Annotated in this window: 22 protein-coding genes and 1 riboswitch; of the genes, 18 read left to right on the plus strand and 4 right to left on the minus strand. The window is 71.2% G+C overall.

The features are described from left to right. Positions 1 to 48 precede the first annotated feature (48 nt). The 13 genes from hpnC to ACGFZQ_RS11950 all read left to right on the plus strand — a co-directional run bounded on the left by hpnC (position 49) and on the right by ACGFZQ_RS11950 (position 13,888). The gene (gene hpnC, locus ACGFZQ_RS11890) at positions 49 to 951 is read left to right on the plus strand and encodes a squalene synthase HpnC (RefSeq protein ID WP_393840215.1); all 903 of its coding nucleotides are present in this window, start codon (positions 49 to 51) and stop codon (positions 949 to 951) included. Next, on the plus strand, positions 948 to 1,901 hold the full coding sequence (gene hpnD / locus ACGFZQ_RS11895) for a presqualene diphosphate synthase HpnD (RefSeq protein ID WP_393840216.1): 954 nt from the start codon (positions 948 to 950) through the stop codon (positions 1,899 to 1,901). The genes hpnC and hpnD overlap by 4 nt, the downstream gene beginning before the upstream one ends. Further along, positions 1,901 to 2,041 (plus strand): DUF6380 family protein, encoded by a 141-nt coding sequence (locus ACGFZQ_RS11900; RefSeq protein WP_393840217.1) that lies wholly within the window; start codon positions 1,901 to 1,903, stop codon positions 2,039 to 2,041. The genes hpnD and ACGFZQ_RS11900 overlap by 1 nt, the downstream gene beginning before the upstream one ends. After that, on the plus strand, positions 2,038 to 3,507 hold the full coding sequence (gene hpnE / locus ACGFZQ_RS11905) for a hydroxysqualene dehydroxylase HpnE (RefSeq protein WP_393840218.1): 1,470 nt from the start codon (positions 2,038 to 2,040) through the stop codon (positions 3,505 to 3,507). Before ACGFZQ_RS11900 ends, hpnE begins: the two co-directional genes overlap by 4 nt. After that, entirely contained in the window at positions 3,507 to 4,634 is a 1,128-nt protein-coding gene (locus ACGFZQ_RS11910; RefSeq protein ID WP_393840219.1) for a polyprenyl synthetase family protein, read from the plus strand. Before hpnE ends, ACGFZQ_RS11910 begins: the two co-directional genes overlap by 1 nt. A gap of 117 nt (positions 4,635 to 4,751) precedes the next feature. Beyond that, positions 4,752 to 6,743, plus strand: a complete 1,992-nt coding sequence (gene shc, locus ACGFZQ_RS11915) for a squalene--hopene cyclase (protein WP_393840220.1) — start codon at positions 4,752 to 4,754, stop codon at positions 6,741 to 6,743. Then, entirely contained in the window at positions 6,744 to 7,385 is a 642-nt protein-coding gene (locus ACGFZQ_RS11920) for a 1-hydroxy-2-methyl-2-butenyl 4-diphosphate reductase (protein WP_351743331.1), read from the plus strand. It abuts the gene before it with no gap. Between the two features lie 5 nt (positions 7,386 to 7,390). Then, the gene (hpnH, locus tag ACGFZQ_RS11925; protein WP_351743329.1) at positions 7,391 to 8,413 is read left to right on the plus strand and encodes an adenosyl-hopene transferase HpnH; all 1,023 of its coding nucleotides are present in this window, start codon (positions 7,391 to 7,393) and stop codon (positions 8,411 to 8,413) included. Positions 8,414 to 8,417: 4 nt separating this feature from the next. Continuing rightward, positions 8,418 to 9,575 carry a flavodoxin-dependent (E)-4-hydroxy-3-methylbut-2-enyl-diphosphate synthase gene (gene ispG / locus ACGFZQ_RS11930; RefSeq protein ID WP_393840221.1) on the plus strand — a complete coding sequence of 386 codons (1,158 nt, stop codon included), beginning with the start codon at positions 8,418 to 8,420 and terminating at the stop codon, positions 9,573 to 9,575. A gap of 27 nt (positions 9,576 to 9,602) precedes the next feature. Further along, positions 9,603 to 11,642, plus strand: coding sequence for a 1-deoxy-D-xylulose-5-phosphate synthase (dxs, locus tag ACGFZQ_RS11935; protein ID WP_393840222.1), 2,040 nt, complete (start codon positions 9,603 to 9,605; stop codon positions 11,640 to 11,642). Next, complete coding sequence (locus ACGFZQ_RS11940; RefSeq protein WP_393840223.1) at positions 11,639 to 13,024, plus strand: aspartate aminotransferase family protein; 1,386 nt, start codon at positions 11,639 to 11,641, stop codon at positions 13,022 to 13,024. The genes dxs and ACGFZQ_RS11940 overlap by 4 nt, the downstream gene beginning before the upstream one ends. Before the next feature lie 121 nt (positions 13,025 to 13,145). Next, entirely contained in the window at positions 13,146 to 13,769 is a 624-nt protein-coding gene (locus ACGFZQ_RS11945) for an XRE family transcriptional regulator (protein ID WP_351743317.1), read from the plus strand. Next, on the plus strand, positions 13,766 to 13,888 hold the full coding sequence (locus tag ACGFZQ_RS11950; protein ID WP_123972047.1) for a DUF6126 family protein: 123 nt from the start codon (positions 13,766 to 13,768) through the stop codon (positions 13,886 to 13,888). Before ACGFZQ_RS11945 ends, ACGFZQ_RS11950 begins: the two co-directional genes overlap by 4 nt. A 22-nt stretch (positions 13,889 to 13,910) precedes the next feature. Here ACGFZQ_RS11950 and ACGFZQ_RS11955 read toward each other — a convergent pair whose 3' ends face one another. Further along, a complete protein-coding gene (locus ACGFZQ_RS11955; RefSeq protein ID WP_351743312.1) occupies positions 13,911 to 14,708 on the minus strand; it encodes a tyrosine-protein phosphatase in 798 nt (265 codons plus the stop codon). Between the two features lie 173 nt (positions 14,709 to 14,881). Between ACGFZQ_RS11955 and ACGFZQ_RS11960 the strand changes: the two genes are divergently transcribed. The 3 genes from ACGFZQ_RS11960 (at position 14,882) to ACGFZQ_RS11970 (ending at position 19,437) form a co-directional block, all read left to right on the plus strand. Further along, positions 14,882 to 16,978: an alpha-galactosidase gene (locus ACGFZQ_RS11960; protein ID WP_393840377.1), complete on the plus strand. Its 2,097-nt coding sequence runs from the start codon at positions 14,882 to 14,884 to the stop codon at positions 16,976 to 16,978. 307 nt (positions 16,979 to 17,285) lie between these two features. Next, positions 17,286 to 17,446: riboswitch (cyclic di-AMP (ydaO/yuaA leader) on the plus strand. 4 nt (positions 17,447 to 17,450) lie between these two features. Then, positions 17,451 to 18,413, plus strand: a complete 963-nt coding sequence (locus ACGFZQ_RS11965) for a peptidoglycan DD-metalloendopeptidase family protein (RefSeq protein WP_393840224.1) — start codon at positions 17,451 to 17,453, stop codon at positions 18,411 to 18,413. Between the two features lie 238 nt (positions 18,414 to 18,651). Continuing rightward, on the plus strand, positions 18,652 to 19,437 hold the full coding sequence (locus ACGFZQ_RS11970; RefSeq protein ID WP_351743307.1) for an SGNH/GDSL hydrolase family protein: 786 nt from the start codon (positions 18,652 to 18,654) through the stop codon (positions 19,435 to 19,437). Between the two features lie 63 nt (positions 19,438 to 19,500). Here ACGFZQ_RS11970 and ACGFZQ_RS11975 read toward each other — a convergent pair whose 3' ends face one another. Together ACGFZQ_RS11975 and ACGFZQ_RS11980 are read right to left on the minus strand one after the other, a co-directional pair. Continuing rightward, complete coding sequence (locus ACGFZQ_RS11975) at positions 19,501 to 20,103, minus strand: TetR/AcrR family transcriptional regulator (protein ID WP_382535666.1); 603 nt, start codon at positions 20,101 to 20,103, stop codon at positions 19,501 to 19,503. A gap of 42 nt (positions 20,104 to 20,145) precedes the next feature. Then, entirely contained in the window at positions 20,146 to 20,664 is a 519-nt protein-coding gene (locus tag ACGFZQ_RS11980; protein WP_393840225.1) for a GNAT family N-acetyltransferase, read from the minus strand. Between ACGFZQ_RS11980 and ACGFZQ_RS11985 the strand changes: the two genes are divergently transcribed. Further along, a complete protein-coding gene (locus tag ACGFZQ_RS11985; protein WP_393840226.1) occupies positions 20,663 to 21,265 on the plus strand; it encodes a helix-turn-helix domain-containing protein in 603 nt (200 codons plus the stop codon). The two genes, ACGFZQ_RS11980 and ACGFZQ_RS11985, sit on opposite strands and share 2 nt — an antisense overlap. Positions 21,266 to 21,334: 69 nt before the next feature. Here ACGFZQ_RS11985 and ACGFZQ_RS11990 read toward each other — a convergent pair whose 3' ends face one another. Beyond that, complete coding sequence (locus ACGFZQ_RS11990; RefSeq protein ID WP_393840227.1) at positions 21,335 to 22,513, minus strand: Glu/Leu/Phe/Val dehydrogenase dimerization domain-containing protein; 1,179 nt, start codon at positions 22,511 to 22,513, stop codon at positions 21,335 to 21,337. A gap of 140 nt (positions 22,514 to 22,653) precedes the next feature. Here ACGFZQ_RS11990 and ACGFZQ_RS11995 point away from each other — a divergent pair, with 140 nt between their 5' ends. Then, complete coding sequence (locus ACGFZQ_RS11995; protein WP_393840228.1) at positions 22,654 to 23,874, plus strand: MBL fold metallo-hydrolase; 1,221 nt, start codon at positions 22,654 to 22,656, stop codon at positions 23,872 to 23,874. Positions 23,875 to 23,938: the final 64 nt, after the last annotated feature.

Consider the following 23,938-nt stretch of genomic DNA (forward strand, 5'->3'; position numbering starts at 1 on the left):
TCCCCAGCTCAACGCAGGCCACGCCGTCCTGGCCCCGGGCAGTGAACGGTGACGGCGACCACCCCGGCGCGCACCGGAGACGCCGAGCGAGGCACCCTGGACAAGGCCGCGGACGAGAACTTCCCGGTGGCCCCGTTCTTCCTGCCGAGGGTCTGGCGTGACGACCTGATGGCGGTGTACGGCTTCGCCCGTCTCGTCGACGACATCGGCGACGGCGACCTGGCGCCCGGCGGCGCCGACGCACGGCTGCTCGGCGTGTCCCCGGAGGAGGCCGAAAACCGCCTGGTCCTCCTCGACGCCTTCGAGGCCGACCTGGGCCGTGTCTTCGACGGCACCCCGCACCATCCCCTGCTGCGCCGCCTCCAGCTCACGGTTCGCCGCCGCGACCTGGCCCCCGAGCCGTTCCTCGGACTGATCGCCGCCAACCGCCAGGACCAGCTGGTCAAGCGGTACGAGACCTACGACGACCTGCTCGCCTACTGCGAGCTGTCCGCCAACCCGGTCGGCCGCCTGGTCCTCGCCGTCACCGGCACCTCGACCCCCGAGCGGATCCGCCTCTCGGACGCGATCTGTACCGCACTCCAGATCGTCGAACACCTCCAGGACGTGGCCGAGGACCTCGGCCACGACCGGATTTATCTGCCCGCCGTGGACATGAAGCGCTTTCATGTCCAGGAGGCGGATCTCGCCAGGAAAACCGCGGGCGCATCGGTGCGTGCTCTGGTTGCATACGAAGCACAACGCGCCCGCGATCTCCTGAATGAAGGCGCCCCCCTGGTGGGTAGCGTCCACGGCAGGTTGAAGCTGCTGCTCGCGGGGTTCGTGGCGGGGGGAAGGGCGGCGATCGCAGCGATCGCCGCCGCCGAATACGACGTACTTCCCGGCCCGCCCAAGCCCGGCAAGGGCCGGTTGCTGCGTGAGGTGGGCGTGACTCTGCGAGGAGAGGGGTGATCCGGACCGTGGACTCTCCCACACCTGTGTCCGCACCGGTACTCGCCGCCTACAGCTACTGCGAGACCGTCACCGGACAGCAGGCACGGAACTTCGCCTACGGCATCAGGCTGCTGCCTGCGCCCAAGCGGCGCGCCATGTCGGCGCTCTACGCCTTTTCCCGGCGCGTCGACGACATCGGCGACGGCGTGCTGGCCGACGACGTGAAGGCGGCCCGGCTGGAGGACACCCGGGCGCTGCTCGCCCGGGTCCAGGACGGCGCGGTCGACGAGGACGACACCGACCCGGTCGCGGTCGCCCTCGCGCACGCCGCCCAGGCCTTCCCGATCCCACTGGGCGGCCTGGACGAGCTGATCGACGGTGTGCTGATGGACGTACGCGGCGAGACCTACGAGACGTGGGACGACCTCAGGGTCTACTGCCGCTGCGTGGCCGGTGCGATCGGCCGGCTCTCGCTCGGTGTGTTCGGCACCGAACCGGGGGCGCGCGGCGCCGAGCGCGCGCCGGAGTATGCCGACACGCTCGGGCTCGCGCTCCAGCTCACCAACATCCTCCGGGACATCCGCGAGGACGCCGGGAACGGCCGTATCTATCTGCCCGGCGACGATCTCGCCAAGTTCGGCTGCGCGGCCGGGTTCCACGGGCCGACCCCGCCGGAGGGCTCGGACTTCGCGGGCCTGGTGCACTTCGAAGTCCGGCGCGCCCGAGCCCTGTTCGCCGAGGGCTACCGGCTGCTGCCCATGCTCGACCGGCGCAGCGGCGCCTGTGTCGCCGCCATGGCCGGCATCTACCGCCGGCTGCTCGACCGCATCGAGCGGGAACCGGAGGCGGTGCTGCGCGGCCGGGTCTCGCTGCCCGGACGCGAGAAGGCGTACGTTGCCGTACGCGGCCTGTCCGGGCTCGACACCCGGCGCCACACGTCCCGCCGGACCGTCAGGAGGCGCGCCTGATGGACAAAGTGGGCCAAGCTGAACCCACCGGAGATAAACGGCAGGCAACCCTCCGGTGCGGCGCGGCGTCCCTGACTGCGATGGCCCGCCCTGCCCCGTTCCACCGGCACGGCGGGCGGGCAGGGGAGGCTGCACGATGACCGACGGCACGCGATCCGAACGGACGCACGACGACATCCCGTCCGGGCGCACCGCCGTCGTGATCGGCGGCGGCCTGGCCGGCGTCACGGCCGCGCTGGCACTCGCCGACGCGGGGATGCACGTCACCCTGCTCGAAGGCAGGCCGCGCCTCGGCGGGCTCGCCTTCTCCTTCCAGCGCGGCGACCTGACCGTCGACAACGGCCAGCATGTGTACCTGCGTTGCTGCACGGCCTACCGCTGGTTCCTCGACCGTATCGAGGGCGCGGCGCTGGCACCGCTCCAGGACCGGCTCGACGTGCCCGTGCTCGACCTCGCGAAACCCGAGGGGCGCCGGCTCGGCAGACTCCGCCGGGACCCCCTGCCGGTACCCCTGCATCTGGGGCGCAGCCTCGCCGCCTACCCGCATCTCTCGCTCGCCGAGCGCGCCAGAGTAGGCCAGGCCGCTCTCGCCCTCCGAGCACTCGATCTCGGCGATCCCTCGCTCGACGCACAGGACTTCGGCAGCTGGCTGGCTGCCCGAGGCCAGTCGGCGCGGGCCATCGAGGCACTGTGGGACCTGGTGGGGGTCGCCACCCTCAACGCGGTGGCCCAGGACGCCTCCCTGGCGCTCGCCGCGATGGTGTTCAAGACCGGTCTGCTGTCCGACCCGGGCGCGGCCGACATCGGCTGGGCCCATGTGCCGCTGGGCGAACTGCACGACCGGCTGGCCCGCAAGGCGCTCGACTCCGCGGGCGTGCGCACTGAGCTCCGTACACGCGTCACCTCCGTCTCCACTAACGAGAACGGGACGTGGAGCGTTCAGGTTCCCGGGGAGACGCTCACCGCGGACAGCGTGGTGCTCGCCGTCGCCCAGCGCGAGGCGTACGACCTGCTGCCCGAGGGCGCCCTCGACGCCCCGGAGAACCTGCTGGAGATCGGCACCGCGCCGATCCTCAACGTCCATGTGGTCTACGACCGTACGGTGCTCACCAAGCCGTTCTTCGCGGCCCTGGGCACCCCGGTCCAGTGGGTGTTCGACCGCACCCATGCCTCCGGGCTATTGAAAGGCGGGCCCGAAGGGCCTCCGTACAAGGGTGGTGGTGGGCGACGGGCGGGACAGTACCTCGCACTGTCCCAGTCGGCCGCCCAGGACGAGATCGACGCACCCGTGGCCGTCCTGCGCGAGCGCTATCTGCCCGAGCTGGAACGGCTGTTGCCCGGCGCGCGCGGCGCCGGGGTGAAGGACTTCTTCGTGACCCGGGAGCGCACCGCGACCTTCGCCCCCACCCCCGGCGTCGGGCGGCTGCGGCCCGGCGCCCGCACCAAGGCACCCGGCCTCTACCTGGCCGGAGCGTGGACCGCCACAGGGTGGCCCGCGACCATGGAGAGTGCGGTCCGCAGTGGTGTGAACGCGGCCGACGCCGCGCTGCGCACCCTGGGCCGGCCCCGCCCCCGTCACCTCTTCGAGTTCGAGGAGGCGGCGTGATGCTCGATCAGCAGGCGGCAGGCCCCCGCACCCCCGGTACCGCAACAAGAGGAGAAACTGTGCCCACTGTGCCCCCGGCCGAAACGGCTGCCGACGCGGTGGACGTGACCGCGCTCCTGGAGCGCGGCCGGACCCTTGCCAACCCGGTACTGAAGGCGGCCGTCGACCGCCTGGCATCCCCCATGGACACCGTGGCCGCCTACCACTTCGGCTGGATCGACGCCGAGGGCAACCCCGCCGACGGCGACGGCGGCAAGGCCGTACGGCCCGCGCTCGCCGTGCTCTCCGCCGAGGTCACCGGCGCCGCCCCCGAGGTCGGCATCCCGGGCGCCGTCGCCGTCGAACTCGTCCACAACTTCTCCCTCCTCCACGACGACCTGATGGACGGCGACGAACAGCGCCGCCACCGTGACACCGTCTGGAAGGTGCACGGCCCCGCCCAGGCCATCCTGGTCGGCGACGCCCTGTTCGCCCTCGCCAACGAGGTCCTCCTCGAACTCGGCACCGTCGAGGCCGGCCGCGCCACCCGCCGGCTCACCACCGCCACCCGCGCCCTGATCGACGGTCAGGCCCAGGACATCTCCTACGAGCACCGCGACCGGGTCAGCGTCGAGGAGTGCCTGGAGATGGAGGGCAACAAGACCGGCGCCCTGCTCGCCGCCTCCAGTTCCATCGGCGCGGTGCTCGGCGGCGCCGACGACCGCACCGCCGACACCCTGGAGAAGTACGGCTACCACCTCGGCCTCGCCTTCCAGGCCGTCGACGACCTCCTCGGCATCTGGGGCGACCCGGACTCCACCGGCAAGCAGACCTGGAGCGACCTGCGCCAGCGCAAGAAGTCCCTGCCGGTCGTCGCCGCGCTCGCGGCGGGCGGCCCCGCCTCCGAGCGGCTCGGCGAGATCCTCGCCGCCGACGCCAAGAGCAGCGACTTCGAGAACTTCTCCGAGGAGGAGTTCGCCGCCCGCGCCGCCCTCATCGAGGAGGCCGGCGGCCGGGAATGGACCGCCGAAGAGGCGCGTCGTCAGCACACCATCGCCATCGAAGCCCTGCACGCCGTCGACATGTCCGACCTGGTCCGGACACAGTTCACGGCGCTCGCGGACTTCGTCGTCGTACGAAAGAGATGATCACTATCGGTCGAATAGCCCTCGCGTAGTCGCCGGCCGGTGCGAGCGCGCAACCAGCACCGGCCGACGGCGGACCCACAGCAGAACGATTTCGTACGACTGCACGAAGGGGAAGCCATGACAGCGACGACCGACGGAAGCACCGGGGCCACCCTGCCGCCCCGCGCTGCCTCGGCCAGCACCGACCTCACCACCCCCGCGACGGCCGGGGTACAAGAAGCCGCCGAACGCGCCGTGAGGCGTGCCACCGACCATCTGCTCGCCCGGCAGGACGCGCAGGGCTGGTGGAAGGGTGACCTGGAGACCAACGTCACCATGGACGCCGAGGACCTGCTGCTCCGTCAGTTCCTCGGCATCCGCGACGAGGCCACGACGGCCGCCGCCGCTCTCTTCATCCGCGGCGAGCAACGCGAGGACGGCACCTGGGCCACCTTCTACGGCGGCCCGGGCGAACTCTCCACCACCATCGAGGCGTACGTCGCCCTGCGGCTGGCCGGGGACGCTCCCGAGGCGCCCCACATGGCGAAGGCGTCGGCCTGGATCCGCGAGCGCGGCGGGATCGCCGCCGCCCGGGTGTTCACCCGGATCTGGCTGGCCCTGTTCGGCTGGTGGAAGTGGGAGGACCTGCCCGAACTCCCGCCGGAGCTCCTGTACTTCCCCAAGTGGTTCCCGCTCAGCATCTACAACTTCGGCCAGTGGGCCCGGCAGACCATCGTGCCGCTCACCGTCGTCTCGGCCAAACGCCCGGTGCGCCCGGCGCCGTTCCCGCTGGACGAGCTCCACACCGACCCGGCCGATCCCAACCCACCGCAGCCCCTTGCTCCGGTGGCCAGTTGGGAGGGTGTCTTCCAACGGCTCGACAAGGTTGTCCGCGGCTATCGCAAGGTCGCGCTGCGCCGGCTGCGCGGCTCCGCCCTGAAGTCCGCCGCCCGCTGGATCGTCGAACGCCAGGAGAACGACGGCGCCTGGGGCGGCATCCAGCCGCCGGCCGTGTACTCGGTGATCGCCCTGCACCTGCTCGGCTACGACCTCGAACACCCCGTGATGCGCGCGGGCCTTGAGTCGCTGGATCGTTACGCCTTGTGGCGCGAGGACGGCGCCCGGATGATCGAGGCCTGCCAGTCCCCGGTGTGGGACACCTGTCTGGCGGCCATCGCCCTGGCCGACGCCGGCCTGCCCGACGACCATCCGCAACTGGTCAAGGCCGCCGACTGGATGCTCGGCGAGCAGATCGTGCGGCCCGGCGACTGGTCCGTGAAGCGCCCCCAGCTCCCGCCGGGCGGCTGGGCGTTCGAGTTCCACAACGACAACTACCCCGACATCGACGACACCGCCGAGGTGGTCCTCGCGCTGCGCCGGATCAAGCACCACGATCCCGAGCGGATGGAGAAGGCCATCGGGCGCGGGGTGCGCTGGAACCTCGGCATGCAGTCGAAGAACGGCGCCTGGGGCGCCTTCGACGTCGACAACACCAGCCCGTTCCCCAACCGGCTGCCGTTCTGCGACTTCGGCGAGGTCATCGACCCGCCCTCGGCCGACGTCACCGCGCACGTCGTGGAGATGCTCGCCTTCGAGGGCATGTCCCACGACCCGCGCACCCGGCGCGGCATCGAGTGGCTGCTGGCCGAACAGGAGCCGGACGGCTCGTGGTTCGGGCGCTGGGGCGTCAACTACGTCTACGGGACCGGCTCCGTGGTGCCCGCGCTCGTCGCGGCCGGGCTGCCCGCCTCGCATCCGGCGATCCGGCGCGCGGTGACCTGGCTGGAGCAGGTCCAGAACGAGGACGGCGGCTGGGGCGAGGACCTGCGCTCCTACAAGTACGCCGGTGAATGGAGCGGGCGCGGCGCCTCCACCGCCTCCCAGACCGCGTGGGCGCTGATGGCGCTGCTCGCGGCGGCGGAGAAGGACTCCAAGGCCGTCGAGCGGGGCGTGCGGTGGCTCGCCGAGACCCAGCGGGAGGACGGCTCCTGGGACGAGCCGTACTTCACCGGCACCGGGTTCCCCTGGGACTTCTCCATCAACTACCACCTCTACCGGCAGGTCTTCCCGCTCACCGCGCTCGGCCGTTACGTCCACGGCGAGCCCATGCCCGAGGCCGAGAGGAGCTGAATGAGTACCACGCCCGCTCCGGCTCCGCTGCTGATCGCCTGCGCGCTCGGCATCGAGCACCTAGCCCTGCGCGCCGGCGAACGCGGCGGCGCGGGCGGGCCGGTCACCGTGCTGCGCACCGGCATGGGCCCCAGGGCGGCGGAACGGTCCGTCACCCGGGTCCTGGCCGACCCGGCGCTCGCCGGTGCCGCCGTCCTGGCCACCGGCTTCTGCGCGGGACTCGCACCCGGGATGCACCCCGGCGACCTGGTCGTCGCCGAGGAGACCCGGGACCCGCGCGGCAGCGTCCCCTGCGTCGCCACCGAACTCCTCGTGAAGGAACTGGTGCGGACCGTACCCGGCCGCACTGTCCACACCGGCCCCGTCACCGGCTCCGATCACGTCGTCCGCGGTCATGAACGGTCTGATCTGCTCGCGACCGGCGCAATCGCGGTCGACATGGAGTCGGCGGCCACGCTCCTGAGCGCCGTGCGCGCGGGCGAGCGCCCGGTTGCGGCCGTCAGGGTGGTCGTGGACGCTCCTGAACATGAACTCGTCCGGATCGGCACGGTGCGCGGTGGAATATCGGCTTTCCGCGTTCTTCGATCCGTTCTTCCTGCTTTTTTCGAATGGCACCGTTCTTTGTTGCTCCCCCGGAGGTGAGCCAGATGGCCATGCCGCTGCGCCAGTCCATCAAGGTCGCGACTTACTTGGCTGAACAGAAGCTCCGCAAGCGGGACAAGTTCCCACTGATCGTGGAGCTGGAACCCCTCTTCGCCTGCAACCTGAAGTGCGAGGGCTGCGGCAAGATCCAGCACCCGGCAGGTGTGCTCAAGCAGCGCATGCCGGTCGCGCAGGCCGTCGGGGCGGTGTTGGAGTCCGGTGCGCCGATGGTGTCCATCGCGGGCGGCGAGCCCCTGATGCATCCTCAGATCGACGAGATCGTGCGGCAGTTGGTGGCGAAGAAGAAGTACGTCTTCCTCTGCACCAACGCCATGCTGCTGCGCAAGAAGATGGACAAGTTCACGCCCTCTCCCTACTTCGCCTTCGCGGTGCACATCGACGGGCTGCGCGAGCGGCACGACGAGTCCGTGGCGAAGGAGGGCGTGTTCGACGAGGCGGTGGCGGCCATGAAGGAGGCCAAGCGGCGCGGCTTCCGCGTGACCACCAACTCGACCTTCTTCAACACCGACACCCCGCAGACCATCATCGAGGTGCTCAACTTCCTCAACGACGACCTGAAGGTCGACGAGATGATGATCTCGCCTGCCTACGCCTACGAGAAGGCCCCCGACCAGGAGCACTTCCTCGGCGTGGCACAGACCCGCGAGCTGTTCAAGAAGGCCTTCGCGGGCGGCAACCGGCGCAAGTGGCGGCTCAACCACTCCCCGCTCTTCTTGGACTTCCTGGAGGGCAAGGTCGACTTCCCGTGCACGGCCTGGGCGATCCCGAACTACTCGCTCTTCGGCTGGCAGCGCCCCTGCTACCTGATGAGCGACGGGTACGTGCCGACGTACCGCGAACTCATCGAGGAGACCGACTGGGACAAGTACGGCCGCGGCAAGGACCCGCGCTGCGCCAACTGCATGGCGCACTGCGGCTACGAGCCCACCGCCGTCCTCGCCACCATGGGGTCCCTCAAGGAGTCGCTCCGCGCGATGCGCGAGACGGTCTCCGGAAACCGGGAGTGACCGCGTGACCGCCATCTCCCTGGGCCTCCCCGAGGTCCCGGCCCGGCCGATCGCCGAGCGGCGCGTGTCACGGCAGATCCATGTCGGGCCCGTGGCGGTCGGGGGCGGTGCCCCGGTGTCGGTGCAGTCGATGACCACGACCCGCACCTCGGACATCGGCGCGACCCTCCAGCAGATCGCCGAACTCACCGCGTCCGGCTGCCAGATCGTCCGCGTCGCCTGCCCCACGCAGGACGACGCGGACGCCCTGGCGACCATCGCGAGGAAGTCCCAGATCCCGGTGATCGCGGACATCCACTTCCAGCCGAAGTACGTGTTCGCGGCCATCGAGGCCGGCTGCGCCGCGGTCCGGGTCAACCCCGGCAACATCAAGCAGTTCGACGACAAGGTGCGGGAGATCGCGCGGGCCGCGAAGGACCACGGCACGCCGATCCGGATCGGGGTCAACGCCGGCTCGCTCGACCGGCGGCTCCTGGAGAAGTACGGCAAGGCGACCCCCGAGGCGCTCGTGGAGAGCGCTCTCTGGGAGGCCTCGCTCTTCGAGGAGCACGACTTCCGGGACATCAAGATCTCCGTCAAGCACAACGACCCGGTCGTGATGATCGAGGCGTACCGGCAGCTCGCCGCCCAGTGCGACTACCCGCTCCACCTCGGCGTCACGGAGGCCGGCCCGGCGTTCCAGGGCACGATCAAGTCGGCGGTCGCCTTCGGCGCGCTGCTCTCCCAGGGCATCGGCGACACCATCCGGGTGTCGCTGTCCGCCCCGCCCGCCGAGGAGGTCAAGGTCGGCATCCAGATCCTGGAGTCCCTGAACCTCAAGCAGCGGCGCCTGGAGATCGTCTCCTGTCCGTCCTGCGGGCGCGCCCAGGTCGACGTCTACAAGCTGGCGGACGAGGTCACGGCGGGCCTGGAGGGCATGGAGGTGCCGCTGCGCGTCGCCGTCATGGGCTGCGTGGTCAACGGCCCCGGCGAGGCACGGGAGGCCGACCTCGGCGTCGCCTCCGGCAACGGCAAGGGCCAGATCTTCGTCAAGGGCGAGGTCATCAAGACCGTCCCCGAGTCCAAGATCGTCGAGACCCTCATCGAAGAAGCGATGAAGATCGCCGAGCAGATGGAGCAGGACGGCGCCGGGTCCGGAGCACCCGCCGTCACCGTGAGCTGAACAGCACGGACCGAGAGGGGGCCGAGCGTGACGATTCTGGAGACCATCCGGGGACCACGCGACCTGAAGGCGCTGTCCGAGGCGGAACTTCACGAACTGTCCGAAGAAATACGTGAGTTCCTGGTGCACGCGGTCGCCAGGACCGGCGGTCACCTCGGCCCCAACCTGGGCGTCGTGGAACTGACCGTCGCACTGCACCGGGTCTTCGAGTCCCCGGTCGACCGCATCCTGTGGGACACCGGTCATCAGAGCTATGTCCACAAGCTGCTGACAGGCCGTCAGGACTTCTCCAAGCTGCGCGGCAAGGGCGGCCTGTCCGGTTACCCCTCGCGGGAGGAGTCCGAGCACGACGTCATCGAGAACAGCCACGCCTCGACCGCGCTCGGCTGGGCCGACGGCCTGGCCAAGGCCCGCCAGGTGCAGGGGGAGAAGGGCCATGTCGTCGCGGTGATCGGCGACGGCGCGCTGACCGGCGGGATGGCCTGGGAGGCGCTCAACAACATCGCGGCCGCGAAGGACCGGCCGCTGATCATCGTCGTCAACGACAACGAGCGGTCGTACGCCCCCACCATCGGCGGTCTCGCCAACCATCTGGCCGCGCTGCGCACCACCGACGGCTACGAGCAGGTGCTGGCCTGGGGCAAGGACGTACTGCTGCGCACCCCGCTGGTGGGCAACACCATCTACGAGTCCCTGCACGGCGCCAAGAAGGGCTTCAAGGACGCCTTCGCCCCGCAGGGCATGTTCGAGGACCTGGGCCTCAAGTACGTCGGCCCGATCGACGGCCACGACGTCAGGGCGGTCGAGTCGGCGCTGCGGCGCGCCAAACGTTTCCACGGTCCTGTGCTGGTCCACTGCCTCACCGAGAAGGGGCGCGGCTACGAGCCCGCGCTCGCCCACGAGGAGGACCACTTCCACACCGTCGGCGTGATGGACCCGCTCACCTGCGAGCCGCTCGCGCCGTCCAACGGGCCTTCCTGGACCTCGGTGTTCGGCGACGAGATCGTCCGGATCGGCGAGGAGCGCGACGACGTCGTGGCGATCACCGCGGCCATGCTGCACCCGGTCGGCCTCGGCAAGTTCGCCGCGCGCTTCCCCGACCGGGTCTGGGACGTCGGCATCGCCGAGCAGCACGCTGCCGTCTCGGCGGCCGGCCTGGCGACCGGCGGGCTGCACCCGGTCGTGGCCGTCTACGCCACGTTCTTGAACCGTGCCTTCGACCAGTTGCTGATGGACGTGGCGCTGCACCGCTGCGGGGTGACGTTCGTCCTGGACCGGGCGGGCGTCACCGGTGTCGACGGTGCCTCGCACAACGGCATGTGGGACATGTCCGTGCTCCAGGTGGTCCCGGGCCTGCGGATCGCCGCCCCGCGCGACGCCGAACAGCTGCGCCTCCAGTTGCGCGAGGCGGTCGCCGTGGACGACGCGCCCACGCTGGTGCGGTTCCCGAAGGAGTCGGTGGGCCCGGAGATCCCGGCCGTCGACCGGATCGGCGGGATCGACGTCCTGCACCGCGACGAGGACGCGCAGGTGCTGCTGGTCGCGGTCGGCGTGATGGCGCCGGTCTGCCTCCAGGCCGCGGAGCTGCTGGCCGCTCGGGGCATCGGCTGCACGGTCGTGGACCCCCGTTGGGTCAAGCCCGTGGACCCCGCGCTGCCGGTCCTGGCCGCCCAGCACGAGTTGGTGGCCGTCGTCGAGGACAACAGCCGGGCCGCGGGCGTCGGGGCGGCGGTCTCGCTCGCGCTCGGCGACGCCGAAGTGGACGTGCCGGTACGGCGGTTCGGGATTCCGGAGCAGTTCCTGGCGCATGCCAAGCGGGGGGAGGTGCTGGCCGACATCGGGCTGACGCCGGTGGAGATCGCGGGGCGGATCGGAGCGAGTCTCGCGGGGCGGGGGGCCGAGGGCGCGGGCGGGGATGCCGCGGGGGGTCGTGTGGCGGGTGCGGCGCCGTCCGGGCTGGTCGCGCCCCGCGGCGGTAGCCGCAAATCGATGCGCCCCGCGCCGCCCCTTCGGGGCGCCTCAGCCGAGGGCGCTGTCATGGATGGCGCCTACGAGGAGAAAGAATGAGCAAGGAGTTCGACCTCGGTGCGGTGCTCGCCGAGCGTGGTGGTGAGCGGTACGAGCTGCACAGCAAGTACCTCAACCACCAGCTCCCCCGCATGCTGCACACCATCGGCTTCGACAAGGTGTACGAGCGTGCGGAGGGCGCCCACTTCTGGGACGCGGACGGCAACGACTACCTGGACATGCTCGCCGGGTTCGGCGTGATGGGCCTGGGCCGCCACCACCCCGTCGTCCGCAAGGCCCTGCACGACGTCCTGGACGCGCAGCTGGCCGACCTCACCCGCTTCGACTGCCAGCCGCTGCCCGGACTGCTCGCCGAGCGGCTCCTCGCCCACAGCCCGCACCTGGACCGGGTGTTCTTCGGCAACAGCGGCACCGAGGCGGTCGAGACCGCGCTGAAGTTCGCCCGCTTCGCCACCGGCAGGCCCCGCGTCCTCTACTGTGACCACGCCTTCCACGGCCTGACCACCGGCTCGCTGTCGGTCAACGGCGAGGACGGCTTCCGGGACGGGTTCGCCCCGCTGCTGCCCGACACGGCCGTCCCCCTCGGCGACCTGGACGCGCTCGCCCGGGAGCTGAGGAAGGGCGATGTCGCCGCCCTGATCGTCGAGCCGATCCAGGGCAAGGGCGTGCACGAGGCGCCGCCCGGCTATCTGCGCGCCGCCCAGGAACTGCTGCGCAAGCACAAGGCGCTGCTGATCGCCGACGAGGTGCAGACCGGCCTCGGCCGCACCGGCGACTTCTATGCTTACCAGCACGAGGACGGTGTCGAACCGGACCTGGTGTGCGTGGCCAAGGCGTTGTCCGGCGGCTATGTCCCCGTGGGCGCGACCCTCGGCAAGGACTGGATCTTCAAGAAGGTCTACTCGTCCATGGACCGCGTCCTGGTCCACTCGGCGAGCTTCGGAGCCAACGCCCAGGCGATGGCGGCCGGACTCGCCGTGCTCTCCGTCATGGAGAACGACCAGGTCGTCGCGGGCGCCCGGGCCGTGGGGGAACAGCTCAAGTCCCGGCTCACCGCGCTGGTCGACAAGTACGAGCTGCTCGCCGACGTACGCGGCCGGGGCCTGATGATCGGCATCGAGTTCGGCCGGCCCAGCTCGCTGAAGCTCCGCAGCCGCTGGACCATGCTCCAGGCCGCCCGCAAGGGCCTGTTCGCGCAGATGGTCGTCGTACCGCTGCTGCAACGCCACCGGATCCTCACCCAGGTCTCCGGCGATCACCTGGAGGTCATCAAGCTCATCCCGCCGCTGATCGTCGACGAGTCGGACGTGGACCGCTTCGTGGCGGCCTTCACGGACGTGATGGACGACGCCCACAGCGGCGGCGGCCTGATGTGGGACTTCAGCAAGACCCTCATCAAGCAGGCGGTGGCCAACCGCTGACGCCGAAAGCGGGGGCCTCCTGCGGGCGGCCCCCGCTTCTTGGTCTTCGCTTCCTGTCTTCGGATTTTGTCTCTGAGGCAAGAAATTTGCCGCTGAGGCAACGGTCCGGCTCAATGGAGGCATGAACGCCTCAGACCCGGCGCCTCCCGCCGGTCCCGGCGACGACCTGCCCGCCGTCGCCCCGCAGCTGCGCTCTCTGCGCCGCCGCGCCGGCCTCACCCTGGAGGCCGCGGCCCGGGACGCCGGACTGTCACCGGCCCACCTCTCCCGGCTGGAGACCGGGCAGCGCCAGCCCTCGTTGCCGATGCTGCTCTCGCTCGCCCGTGTCTACGGTACGACGGTTTCCGAGTTGCTCGGCGAGACGGTCGCCGACAAGGACGCGATCGTGCGGACCGCGGACATGGATCCGACCAGGGCGGGCGGCTGGACGTACTGGCAGGCCGGGGCGTCCGGCCGCGGTATGCAGGCGCTGCGCGTCCGGGTGCCGTACGGCACCCAGGGCGACATCGTGCGGGTGCATCCCGGCGAGGAGTGGCTGTACGTCCTGCACGGGCGGCTCCGGCTGCGCCTCGGTGACACCACCCACGTGCTGGCGCCCGGCGACAGCGCCCACTTCGACTCGCTCACCCCGCACCGGCTCGCCGCCGAGGACCACGACGGGGTCGAGCTGCTGTTCGTCCACACCCTGCTGCAGAGTCCCCTGGCCGCGCTGTGCCTGGGGCCGATCACTGGAGAGCTGCCGTGAGCAACATCGAGGAGAAGTTCCCCCGGGCCCTGTGGGTCCGGCTGATCATCTACATCGCCGTCGGGCACGTCTTCGCCGCGTTCCTCTACCTGCTGTTCGCCGTCGGCGGCAAGGGCTGAGCGCTCCGGTCCGCGCCCGGCCTCAGTCGAGGAGGCGCCCGCGCAGCCGCTCGCGGGTCTCCGGGGCGAGCTTCAGGCCCTGCTCCAGGTACGTGTCGACGTCACCCCACGTCTCCTCGATGCTCTCGAAGGCCGCCGTCAGATACTCCGCACGGGCCTCGAAGAGCGGGCCCAGCAGCTCCATCACCTCGGGGCTGTACGCGCTGTCCCCGCCGCCGCTGCGCCGCACCTTGTAGCGGCGGTGCTTGGCGTTGGACTCCAGGTAGTCGGCGAGGATCGCGTCCCGCTCCACGCCCACCGCGAGGAGCGTCACGGCTATCGAGACGCCCGCCCGGTCCTTGCCGGCCGCGCAGTGCATCAGCGCCGGGACGCTGTCCTCGGCGAGGCCGTGCAGCACACGCGAGTGCTCGTCGGTGCGGTCCCTGACGATCGTGCGGTACGAGCTGACCATCCGGTTGGCGGCCTTGCCGTCGCCCAGCAGGCCGCGCAGCTGCTCGATGTCGCCCTCGCGGACCATCGTCCAGAACTCGGCGCCGTGCGCCGGGTCGGTCAGCGGCAGGTTCAGGTTCCGCACGCCGGGCAGCTCGACGTCCGGGCCCTCCAGCTTCTGGTCGGCCGCGTTGCGGAAGTCGAAGATCGTGTGCAGGCCGAGGGAGGCGAGGAACTCCGCGTCCTGCTCCGTGGCGTGCGCCAGGTGCCCGCTGCGGAAGAGCACGCCGTGCCGGACCCGCCGCCCGTCCACGGTCGGCAGGCCGCCCACGTCACGGAAGTTGCGCACACCGGCCAGCTCGGGCTCGGTGGACGGGACCTGCTGCGTCACGGGGGCTCCTCCCGGCCGGCCCCGTCGGCGCTGCTCGTCGACGGGCACTGGGTCGACGATACGACATCGGTTTCCGCGGGCAATGAGTTGTCCACAGGCGTTGCCTCCGGGGCCCGTGCCCTTGATGATGTTGGTGCTTGAGCGGATCTGTTGGCACCTGTGTGAGGTTTCTCGTGGTGGACATCGCCGAAAACGGTCGTACCTGGCTCCTGTCGGGCCCGGGCAGCAGCTACGCGCTGCACCTCACGGAGGACGACGAACTGCTCCACCTGCACTGGGGCGCGAAAATCGGGCTCGCCGACGCCGAGGAGCTCAGCACCCGGGCGCTGCCCGGCTACTGGGCGTTCGAGTCCCCGCTGGACGGCCGTGAGGAGTACCCCGTCGAGGGCGGTCCCCGTTTCGTCCGCCCCGCGCTGTCCGTGCGTACCGAGGAGCGCCGCGGCACCGAGTGGACCTTCGAGTCGTACGAGACGGACGGCGACGGCGGGGAGGCCGCGGACGGTGACGGGCTCCGCCTTCGCTTCCGGGACGACGGGATCCTCATCACCCTGCACTACCGGATGCGCGGCGACGTCGTCGAGCGCTGGGTGACCGTCGACAACCAGGGGGACGCGCGCCTGGAGCTGCTGCGTGCCGACCCCGCCGCCTGGACGCTCCCGGACCGCGAGGGCTGGCGGCTCTCCCAGCTGCACGGCCGCTGGGCCGCCGAGTCCCGCCTCACCAGCGCCCCGCTCACCTACGGCGAGAAGGTGATCGGCAGCCGCCGCGGCCACACCAGCCACCAGCACCTGCCCTGGGTCGCCCTCGACACCGACGCCACCGAGGAGCGCGGCGAGGTCTGGGGCTGTGCCCTCGGCTGGTCCGGCTCCTGGCGGATCGCGGTCGCCCAACTCCCGGACGCGCGCGTGCAGATCACCGGCGGCGCCGGCTACGACGACTCGGGCCTGCTGATGCTGGCCGAGGGCGAGTCCTACACCAGCCCGGTCTTCGCGGGCCTGTGGACCGACGGCGGCTTCGGCGGGGCGAGCCGCGCCTGGCACGCCTACCAACGGGCGTACGTCATCCCGGACGCCGACCGGGACCGGCCGGTGCTGTTCAACTCCTGGGAGGCCACCACCTTCGACATCTCCGAGGAGCAGCAGGCCACCCTCGCCCGGCGGGCCGCCGCGATCGGCGTCGAGCTGTTCGTGGTCGACGACGGCTGGTTCGGTGCCCGCACCAGCGACCGCGCGGGCCTCGGCGACTGGACGCCCAACCCGGACCGCTTCCCCAAGGGCCTCAAGCCCCTCGCCGACTACGTACACGCCCTCGGCATGCAGTTCGGCATCTGGGTCGAGCCCGAGATGGTCAACGCGGACAGCGACCTGTACCGCGCGCACCCCGACTGGGTGCAGTACCAGCAGGGACGAAAGCGGACGGAACTGCGCAATCAGCTCGTCCTCAACCTCGCCCGCGAGGACGTCCAGGAGTACCTCTGGGAGCAGCTCGACACCCTGCTGTCCAGTGCCCCGATCGACTACGTCAAGTGGGACTTCAACCGCTGCTTCACCGACGCGGGCTGGCCCGGCGAGCCGTACCCGCAGCGGCTGTGGGTCGACCACGTCCGCGGGCTGTACGCCCTGCTCGACCGGATCCGGGCGGCCCACCCGAACGTCGCCATCGAGTCCTGCTCCGGCGGTGGCGGCCGGATCGACCTCGGCATCATGAGCCGTACCGACGAGGTGTGGACCTCCGACAACACCGACCCGCTGGACCGGCTCGCCATCCAGCACGGCTTCAGTCAGATCCACCCGGCCCGGGTGATGTCCGCCTGGGTCACCGACAGCCCGAACCACCAGCTCAACGGCCGGGTCAGCAGCTTGCGTTTCCGCTTCGTCAGCTCCATGGCCGGGGCGCTCGGCGTTGGCGGCGACCTCTCGCAGTGGACCGAGGAGGAGCTCGCCGAGGCCGGCCGCTGGGTGGAGCTCTACAAGGACATCAGGCCCCTGGTGCAGCGCGGCGACCAGTTCCGGCTGCGGCCGCCGGCCGGCGGGCTCAGCGCGGTGCAGTACACGCTCGGCGACGAGACCGTGGTCCTCGCCTGGCTCCAGGCGCAGAGCTACGGCGAGCCGATGCCGGCGCTGCGCCTGCGGGGCCTCGACCCGACGGCGTCGTACGAATGCCGTGAAACGGGTGAAGTGCATCGAGGTGCCGTTCTGTTGCACCACGGGCTGCGCACCGAGCTGCGCGGCGACCTGGATGCGACGGTTCTCCGGCTGCGTCGCATCTGAGCCTTCTGTCCGATATAGCGCCTTAATTGCAACTCCGTGCGGAATAAGGGGACGTGGCGTGACGTGCGTGAGGAGCGTCATATTCGTGACCGTCCGTCGCGCGTCATGTTCACGTAATTCCGGTGCTTTTCAAGGGGATTGGAGAAATGCGTAAGACGGGAATTCACGGAGGGTGACCGGGATTCCCGTAACGGATCAAGCGAAACTCGGACAGACGGAACCGACCGCTTGTTTACGTACGTCCTACTCGCTTACGTTCGCCACGCATCCGGACGGAACGCCGAATCCTGCCGCCGTCCGGAGTCCCCACACACACTCACCCGTGCCCGGCAGGAGCGGGGGACCCACCAGGTATGACCGCCTGTTCCGGTTCCCGGGACGGCTAGGGGTGCAGCCACGTCTTCCCGCGTGGCCGGGCAGCTCCAGCCCGAACCCGACAGCTCACCCCGCAGGCGCCGGAGAGGAATGCGTCATGCCCGCGAAGGGTAAGCACCGCCGCCCCAAGACCCAGCGTTTCACCCGCTCGATGGCCGTCGCCGGAACCGGTGGCGCCGCGCTGGCTCTGCCGCTCATGGGGGCCACCGGCGCCCACGCGCTCACCTCGCAGTCCGTTTCCGAAAAGGCCACGCAGTCGCTGCCGACCGTCGAGAAGACGGCTGCGCGAAAGGCCGCCGCCCAGAAGTCCGCCGTTCAGGATTCCGGCACCGGCGATTCCGCGCACCGCGTCTACACGGTGGTGCCCGGCGACTATCTCTCGAAGATCGCCCGCGAGCACAACGTCAACGGCGGCTGGCACCGGCTCTACGCCGACAACCGGCAGGCGGTCGGCGACAACCCCTCGCTGATCCACCCCGGTCTCAAGCTCACGCTCGGCGGCCGCCACGCCGCGACCACGGAGACCCCGACCTCGGACTCCTGGTCCGATACGCGGTCCCAGCCGCGGCCCGACTCGCAGTCCTCCGCCCCCTCCTCGTCGTCGTCCTCGAACACGGCCTTCTCCTCGGGCGCGTCGACGACGACCGCCTCCGGATTCACCCTCCCGGTCGCCGGGGGCACCGTCGGCACCGGCTACCACGTGGCCGGCGGCATGTGGTCCAGCGGCTACCACACCGGCGTCGACTTCGTCGTCCCGACCGGCACCCCGGTCAAGGCCGTCGGCGCGGGCACGGTCGTCACGGCGGGCTGGGGCGGTGCCTACGGCAACCAGGTCGTCATCAGGCTCGCCGACGGCTACTACGCGCAGTACGGCCACCTCTCCGCGCTCTCCGTCTCGGTCGGCCAGACCGTGACCGCGGGCCAGCAGGTCGGCCTCTCCGGTGCCACCGGCAACGTCACCGGCCCGCACCTCCACTTCGAGATCCGGACCACCCCCGACTACGGCTCCGACATCGACCCGGTCGGCTACCTCCGCTCCAAGGGCCTCGCCGTCGGCTGACCCTGAACCCCGCTGATCTGACACGCACTCCGAAGGCCGGACCCCCGATCCCCGGGTCCGGCCTTCGGGCGATCGACGCTTCAACACCACTGTTCGGAGGCTTATTCCTGGCTTGGTCGAGTATTTAGGCGTGTCTTATCTCACCGTTCGTCAAGCCCTTATTACGGTCGCGTAGGTCACAGTCGAAGGTGAATCATGGTCCGACGTGGCAGACGATTCGAAGAGTGACAATGCATCAGTGATCGGGTCGTACGTGGCGGTGGGGGACAGCTTCACCGAGGGCGTGGGCGACCCTGGCCCCGACGGGGCGTTCGTCGGCTGGGCGGACCGGTTCGCGGTTCTGCTGTCGGACCGGCAGCCCGAGGGCGACTTCGAGTACACCAACCTCGCGGTGCGCGGGAAACTGCTCGACCAGATCGTGGCGGACCAGGTGCCGCAGGCCCTGGAACTCGCCCCGGACCTGGTCTCCTTCTCCGCGGGCGGCAACGACATCATCCGCCCCGGCACCGATCCCGACGAGGTGGCCGAGCGGTTCGAGCGGGCCGTGGCCCAACTGACCGAGGCCGTCGGCACGGTTCTGGTGACCACCGGGTTCGACACCCGGGGCGTGCCCGTCCTCAAGCATCTGCGCGGCAAGATCGCCACCTACAACGGCCATGTCCGGGCCGTCGCCGACCGGTACGGCTGCCCGGTCCTCGACCTGTGGTCCCTGAAGACCGTGCAGGACCGGCGGGCCTGGGACGGCGACCGGCTGCACCTGTCTCCCGAGGGGCACACCCGCGTGGCGCTGCGGGCCGGCCAGGCGCTCGGCGTCGAGGTGCCGGCCGACCCGGACCAGCCGTGGCCGCCGCTGCCGCCCCGCGGCACTCTGGAGGTTCGCCGCGACGACGTGCACTGGGCCCGTGAGTACCTGGTGCCGTGGATCGGACGACGGCTGCGCGGCGAGTCGTCGGGCGACCACGTGACGGCCAAGGGAGCGCTCTCCCCGGACGACATCAAGATGCGGATCGCTTCCGTGGCCTGAGGGCGGGAAGAGCGCGTGAGGGGCGGCACGCGCGTAAGGGGCGGCAGCCTGGTGAGCCGCCCCTTACTGCTCCTCGGCCGGCCCCAGTTCGCGCGCCAGCGCCTCGTCGACCCACTCCTGCGCCCGGGAGCGCGACAGGGCGCCCGGATACGAGGTGAGCTGGACGGCGAGCCCGTCGAGCAGGGCGGTCAGCCGCAGCGCCGCGGCCGTGGGGTCGGGGCACCGGAACTCGCCGGCCGCCACCCCTTCGGCGATGACCTCCGCGATCGCCGCCTTCCACTGCTGGTCCAGCTTCTTGGTGACCTCCCGCAGGGCGGGCTCGCGCAGTGCCACCGCCCAGCCCTCGATCCACAGTCGCCAGCCCTTGGCCTGCCCGGTCGGCGCGTACCAGCGCACCGCCGCCCGCAGCCGGCGGGACGCCGACGTACCTCGGCCCAGCAGCTTGCGCAGATGCGTCAGGTCGTCCTCGGCGGCGTAGGCGAAGGCGGCGGCGACCAGCTTCTCCTTCGTCGAGAAGTGGTACAGCACCAGGGCGTTGCTCACCCCGAGGGCCGAGGCGACATCGGCGATCCGTACCGCCGCCACGCCCCGCGCCTCGATCTGCTCGATGGCGGCCCGCAGCAGTTCCTCCCGCCGCTCGGCCACACTCAACCGCACTCTCGCCACGCGGTCACCCTAATCGGTCGTACCCCCGCGCGCGGTGCCGTCTCAGGCCAGCGGCAGCCGCATGAGCGTGAGGTCCAGCCAGCGGCCGAACTTGGTGCCCACCTCCCGGACGGTGCCGGCATGCTCGAAACCGAACCGCTGGTGCAGCCGGACCGACGCGGTGTTCTCCGCCTCGATGCCCGCGATCACGATGTGGTGGCCGGCCGCGCGCGCCGCGGTGATGAGGGCGCCCAGCAGCGCCGAGCCGATGCCGAGTCCGTGCCGGTCCTCGCGGACGTAGACCGAGTCCTCCACGGTGTGCCGGTAGCCGTCCAGCTCCCGCCACGGCCCGTACACCGCGAATCCGGCCACCTCGCCGGCCACTTCGGCCACGAACGCCGAGCCGCGCGCCAGATGGACGGCGAGCCAGGCCGCTCCCTCGACGGGGGACTGCGGGGTCTCGGTCCACAGTGCCGTCGAGTGCTCGATCGCGTGGTTGCGGATCGCGCGCACGGCCTCCGTGTCACCGGGGCGGGCCGGGCGGACCGTCACCGTCCCGTCTCTCTCGTATATTGGATCCATGTCCAACATAGTAGATCCGTCGGCGGACTCCTTGGCGGCACGGATCGCGGCCCGCGTCCGCACCGAGCGGGAACGCCGTCGCTGGACCCTGGCGCAGCTCGCGGACGCGTCCGGTGTCTCCCCGGCGATGATCAGCCGGATCGAACGCGGCGAGAGCAGCCCCACCGCCGTCGTCCTCGGCAAGCTGTCCGCCGCGTTCCAGCTGAGCGTCGCGTCCCTGCTCACCCTCGCCGAAGGCGGCCAGGACACCATGGCCGAGACCGCGGGGGTGCGGCGCGGCGCCGAGGCGGCCGAGTGGCGCGACCCCGGCACCGGCTACCGGCGCCGCCAGATCACCGGACCGCGCTTCCCGGCGGAGATCGCCGAGATCCGCCTGCCCGCCGGAGCCCGGGTGCCCTACCCGGCCGCCGCCTTCGCCTTCGTACGACAGCTCGTCTGGGTCCTCGACGGCCATCTGACCTTCCACGACGGCGACACGGCCCACGAACTCGACGCCGGCGACACCGTCGAACTCGGCCCGCCCGCCGAGCGTGTCTTCGCCAACACCACGGACGCCGAGTGCCGTTACGCCGTCGTCCTCACCCGCGACGCACAGCCGTGAGTACGGCGCCTTCCCGCCGGCCCTCGTGGCCTCGCTCCAGGGCGCGGGCGCCGCTGAGCACCCGTCCCCTCAGCGGTACCAGCCGAACCGTTCCGTGATCACCGGCAGCCGGTCGCTCACCAGCGCGTGGGACGCGGCACGCGGGGTCGTGCCGTCGGAGTCCGCGCGATCCAGCATCAGCTCCACCAGGGCCCGCATCGAGCGGCGGGTGTGGGCGAACGCCTCGTCCGCGACCGGGCCGATGTCACCGAACAGGGTCCACCACCACCAGGCGTTGGTACCCGAGTTGACCACCACGTCCGGCAGCACGGTCACTCCGCGAGCCGCGAGCCGCTCCTCCGCCTCGGGCAGCACGGGCATGTTGGCCGCCTCCACGATCCAGCGCGCGGTGACCAGGTGCTCGTTGGCCGCGTCGACGACGTAGGACACCGCCGCCGGCACCAGCACCTCCGCGTCGGCGGACAGCCAGGCGTCGCCCGGCAGCTCGAGATCGCCGGGGCGCAGCACCGCGCGGTCGACGGTGCCGTACGCGTCCCGCGCGCGCAGCAGCGCCTCGACGTCCAGGCCCGCCGGGTTGGCGATCGTGCCCTTGACGTCGGCGACGGCCACTACCGTGAGCCCCGCGCGGGCGAGGAACCGCGCGGTGGCCCCGCCCATCGTGCCCAGCCCCTGCACCGCGACCCGCGTCCCCGGGTACGGCACCCCGGCCCGGTCCAGAGCGGTCAGCGCCGACTCGGCGACCCCGCAGCCGCCGACCAACTCGTCGAGACCGATCCCGTCCACCTCGATGGCGAAGGCGTCCGCCAGCCGGCGCCGGGCCGCCGCCTCGTCGTCCAGCAGCGGATACACGGCCTGGATCGAGGAGACCAGCCCCGCCTCGACGGCCGCCCGGTCCACCAGGTCCTGGGTGAGCCCGAGGTCCTCGCCGGTGGTCCAGAAGCTCTCGACATACGGCCGCATGGCACGCAGATAGCGGACCAGCAGGGCGTACGACCCCGGATCCTGCGGATCGCAGTCGATGCCCCCCTTGGCGCCGCCCAGGGGGATGTAGCGGCCCTCGGGGCTGTAGTGCAGGGCCTCCTTCATCGTCATGCCGCGCGCCAGCCCGGTGACCTCCTCCAGGGTGCAGCCCGGCCGCATCCGCAGACCGCCGCTGGCCACGCCCCGCACCAGGCGGTCGACGACCAGGAAGCCCTGCCGGCCGGTGATGTGGTCGGTCCAGACGAGAGACATCAGTGGAGCGGCCATGGTGGCTCCCGAGAGGTTCGTGAACGAGGGTGTTACTGAACAGTGGGTCAGTATCAGGAGCTGGGCGGCAGGGTGTCAACGCCGACCACCCGAGGGGCCGACCATAATGGAGGACCTCGGCCACACCACTGGAGGTACCCGTGTCCCCCCGTTTGCGTTCCCTGAGCTCCGGGCTGCGCGAGCTGCGGCCCGCTGCCTTCGGCGTGGACCCCAGCGGCGAGCGCATGGCCCGCATCCAGAGCTCACCGCACTTCAAGGGCGGTGTCTTCCAGAACCCCGGCGGTACCGCCCGCACCCGCCCCTCGGGCTCGATGCTGGACTTCGCGAAGATCTACTTCGAGAAGGAGCAGCGCGTCCGCCGCGCTCCCCGGGGCACCGTCCCGGTACACGCCACCACGGTCGCCGACCTCGCCCGGCCCGCCGCGAGCGGGCTGCGGGTGACCTGGATGGGGCACTCCAGCGTGCTCGCGGAGATCGACGGGCACCGCGTCCTGTTCGACCCCGTCTGGGGCGAGCGCTGCTCCCCGTTCCCGTTCGCCGGGCCCAAACGGCTGCACCCGGTGCCGCTGCCGCTGGCCGCGCTCGGCCCGGTCGACGTGGTGGTCATCTCGCACGACCACTACGACCACCTCGACCTGCCCACCATCAAGGCGCTGGCCGGCACGGACACCCTCTTCGCGGTGCCGCTCGGCGTCGGCGCCCACCTCGAACACTGGGGCGTCCCCGCCGACCGGCTGCGCGAGCTGGACTGGCACGAGGAGACCAAGGTCGGCGGGCTCACCCTGACGGCCACTCCCGCCCGTCACTTCTGCGGCCGGGGACTGCGCAACACCCAGCACACCCTGTGGGCGTCCTGGGTCGTCGCGGGCGAGCAGCACCGGATCTACCACAGCGGTGACACCGGCTACTTCGAGGGCTTCAAGGACATCGGCGCCGACCACGGGCCGTTCGACGTGACGATGATCCAGATCGGTGCGTACAGCGAGTTCTGGCCCGACATACACATGACGCCCGAGGAGGGCATGCGGGCCCACCTCGACCTGCAGGGCGGTGGCCCGCACGGGGTGCTGCTGCCGATCCACTGGGGCACCTTCAACCTCGCCCCGCACCCCTGGGCCGAGCCGGGGGAGTGGACCAAGGACTCCGGCGACGGGGCGGGCCAGGCGGTGGCACTGCCGCGCCCCGGTGAGCCCTTCGAGCCGTCCGGGAAGCTGCCCGCCGAACCGTGGTGGCGCGAGGTGTCGGCGCCGATCGCCCGGCCGTGGCGCTCTGCCGTCCAGCCGCGCGGCGAGGCCGGGCGGCAGGACCTCGACCTGGCCGGCGAAGCGGTGACGCCGGACGCGGACGATCTTGTGAAGTGACGGCGCCGCCGGTGTGGCGGTGACGTGAAAGTGGCGTGCATGCCCCTGCACAACCTGGGCAGGG

Origin of the sequence: Streptomyces sp. NPDC048254 (genome assembly GCF_043201895.1) — a bacterium.
GTDB lineage: Bacteria > Actinomycetota > Actinomycetes > Streptomycetales > Streptomycetaceae > Streptomyces.